The organism is Streptomyces sp. NPDC002130, from assembly GCF_040296465.1.
Taxonomy (GTDB): domain Bacteria; phylum Actinomycetota; class Actinomycetes; order Streptomycetales; family Streptomycetaceae; genus Streptomyces.
Window position 1 is genome coordinate 1 of sequence record NZ_JBEOXI010000546.1, and the last position, 2,526, is coordinate 2,526.

General features: G+C 65.5%; 3 protein-coding genes. All 3 read left to right on the forward strand.

The window, feature by feature from the left end; all coding sequences use genetic code 11:
* The coding region (locus tag ABT116_RS42530; protein WP_351645974.1) for a cutinase family protein at positions 1-1,333 on the forward strand (1,333 nt) is incomplete at its 5' end.
* Between the two features lie 60 nt (positions 1,334-1,393).
* Positions 1,394-2,299, forward strand: a complete 906-nt coding sequence (locus ABT116_RS42535; RefSeq protein WP_311052737.1) for a DUF8176 domain-containing protein — start codon at positions 1,394-1,396, stop codon at positions 2,297-2,299.
* On the forward strand, positions 2,296-2,526 hold a 231-nt coding region (locus tag ABT116_RS42540; RefSeq protein ID WP_351645984.1), incomplete at its 3' end, for a hypothetical protein. The genes ABT116_RS42535 and ABT116_RS42540, both read left to right, overlap by 4 nt.

Below are 2,526 nucleotides of genomic sequence, written 5' to 3' on the forward strand. Positions count from 1 at the left end.
CAAGGAATTGGCCGGCCGCGCGTACGTGCCATACGAGGCCGGGTTCGGCGGCGCTGTCCCCGGCGGCAACGTGCCGTATTCACAGTCCGTCGAGGGCGGCTTGCAGAATCTGCGGGACATGGCTTCGGAGGTCGCGGCTACGTGCCCGGACACGAAGTTCACCCTGGCCGGTTACAGCCAAGGCGCACATGTGGTTTCACTGTTCGCCGAAGAAGTCGGCAAGGGCTCGGGCGTGATCGCTGCGGACAAGGTTGTCGGTGTCGCCACGTTCGGTGACCCGACCCGCGCTGCCGGTGCACCGCTGTTTCCTGGCTCGCCCGGTCAGACGTCCCCGAAGCCTGCTCCGGGAACAGACGGCGCTGAGGTGTCCAAGGTGTCCGCTCTCGATCAGGTCCCTCCTGCTGGTGGCGGTATCGGGCCGGTCGCGGACGTGGCGGAGAACTACGGCTCGCTGACCGGACGGGTGGCGAGCTTCTGCCAGTCCGGTGACCTCGCGTGCGATGCTCCGCCGGATTCTCCGATCCTGCGGGTGGTGACCAACATTGCCGGTCAGTCGGAACTGTCCTCGGGTGATCCGATTCGGTCGTTGGCCTCGGTCGGTGACGCTCTGGCGATGACGTCGATCAAGACTGCGGTGACCGTGGTCAACGAGGACATCTCGGGTACGACGTTGGCGAATCTGTCGATCGCGCCGAAGAAGTCGCTGTCCGAGCGTCTTGCGGTGGCCTCCGATCCTCGGACTCCGTTGCCGTCCACCGATGATGCGATCAAGGCGATCATGAAGGTCGGCACGATCGGCTTCAACGCGGTCAAGACTGTCGCGAAGGAAGTTCTGACCCCAGCGAACATCGCGGAGTTGGCGACGGTCGGGCTGGCCAATCCCGCTGGCGCGGTTGCTCTTCTGGGCACCAAATTGGTCGGAGCGGCAACGAAGCTGATTCCCCCGGCCACCACGTCTCGGTTGACGACGCAGGCGTTCGCGGCGGTCAAGGACAACGTCAGTGACAACAAGGATCTGCTCAACCTTGCGACGCTGACGAAGTATTCGTCCACGGTGGCCGCCCACGGAGGTTACGGCTCGGTGCCGGCCACGGCGACCGGGACATCGGCGACGGCGTTCGTCACCGATTGGTTCGTCGCGTTGGCGAAGGACCTGGCAGATCGTGCAGGTGGATCGCCTTCTTCCACTACGAAGGCCACGTCCACGGCGGTCGCGACTCGCCCGTCCTCGTCTTCTTCGGCGACAACGACGACGAGTCCCCGTCCGACCAGCACCTCCACCTCGATCACTTCGACCACGGCGGTCGCTACGCCGACTGCTGCGGCGAACTGATCGGGCGTTCTGGTGCGGGGTGTTCGTACCCCGCACCAGGACCTCCGGAGAAAGGACTCGATGGTGACAAATAACAACAATGACGATCCCAAGTCTTCCAATCCCGTTCTCGACCAGTGGTTCCCACCGTTCACGCCTGCGGCGGACGGGAGAGCGCAGACCTCTGCGCCGGTAGAACCGCTTCCGGTCGTGGACCTCGCGTCCGACGACGACTCATCTCCAGCCGCTCCGGAACCAGATTCCGTTCACGTGCCGTCTGTAGCCGCTGCTGCTGACTCCAACGACGTCCCTGTCGACGACAGCGGCGCGGCGTGGCTGCGGGAAGCGATGCAGTACACGCAGGACCAGGCAGCGGCCGAACCGCCGCCCCTGGCTGCTACTTCGGCTTCACCCTCGCAGCGCCTGCGTGGCCGCGCTGCGGTCATCGGCGCGGTCGCAGCGGTCGCAGTCCTTGTGATCGGCGGGGGTGCGATCGCCGCTTCTGCGCTCGGCAGCGGTGACGACGACGCACCGATGAACGTCGCGGAGATCGCTCCCGCAACAACCAGCACGGCAACCACCTCGCAGACTCCGAGCTCGGTGGCTCCGCAGTCGTGGTGCTCGCCGTCGACGGAGGCCGGAGTCGTTCGCGGGTCCGGCCCCGGCGGAACCGGTTCGGGTCCCGATGCCATTCTCGCGTTCGATCACGCCTACTACGTCGAACGCAACGGGGCCAAGGCCCGCGCACTGCTTGTCTCCGATGCGCAGGTGAAGTCGGCAACCGCCGAAGAACTGCAAGCCGGTATCGACACGGTTCCCGCTGGTACCGAGCACTGCGTCGAGATCCGCGCAACCGAACCGAACACCTTCGCCGTCACCCTCGAGCAGCGCTATCTGGACGGCTCCCGCGTCAGTGGCCGTCAGATCGTCAAGGTCACCGATGTCGGTGGCCGCACGCTCATCACCTCGATTGGAAAAGCATCGTGACCGACAACGACAACTCTCAGGATTGGCTCGGCTGGCTCGGTGAGGAACCGGAGGTCGTGGAAACACCGGTAGCCCAGGTGTTTCCGCTCGTCGCTCCCCAACCGAAGAGTTCTGCGACCAAAACATCCACCGCCGCTGCCCAGGTTCTCGATCCCGTCCCGCCGATGACGTTGGTCGTCGGTGCGTGCGGGGGAGCGGGGAGCACCACCACGGCGATCGGTCTCGCG

Bases quoted from the DNA above. Each gene is read 5' to 3' on its own strand.
- ABT116_RS42535 (WP_311052737.1), top strand. From the start codon at position 1,394: ATGGTGACAAATAACAACAATGACGATCCCAAGTCTTCCAATCCCGTT.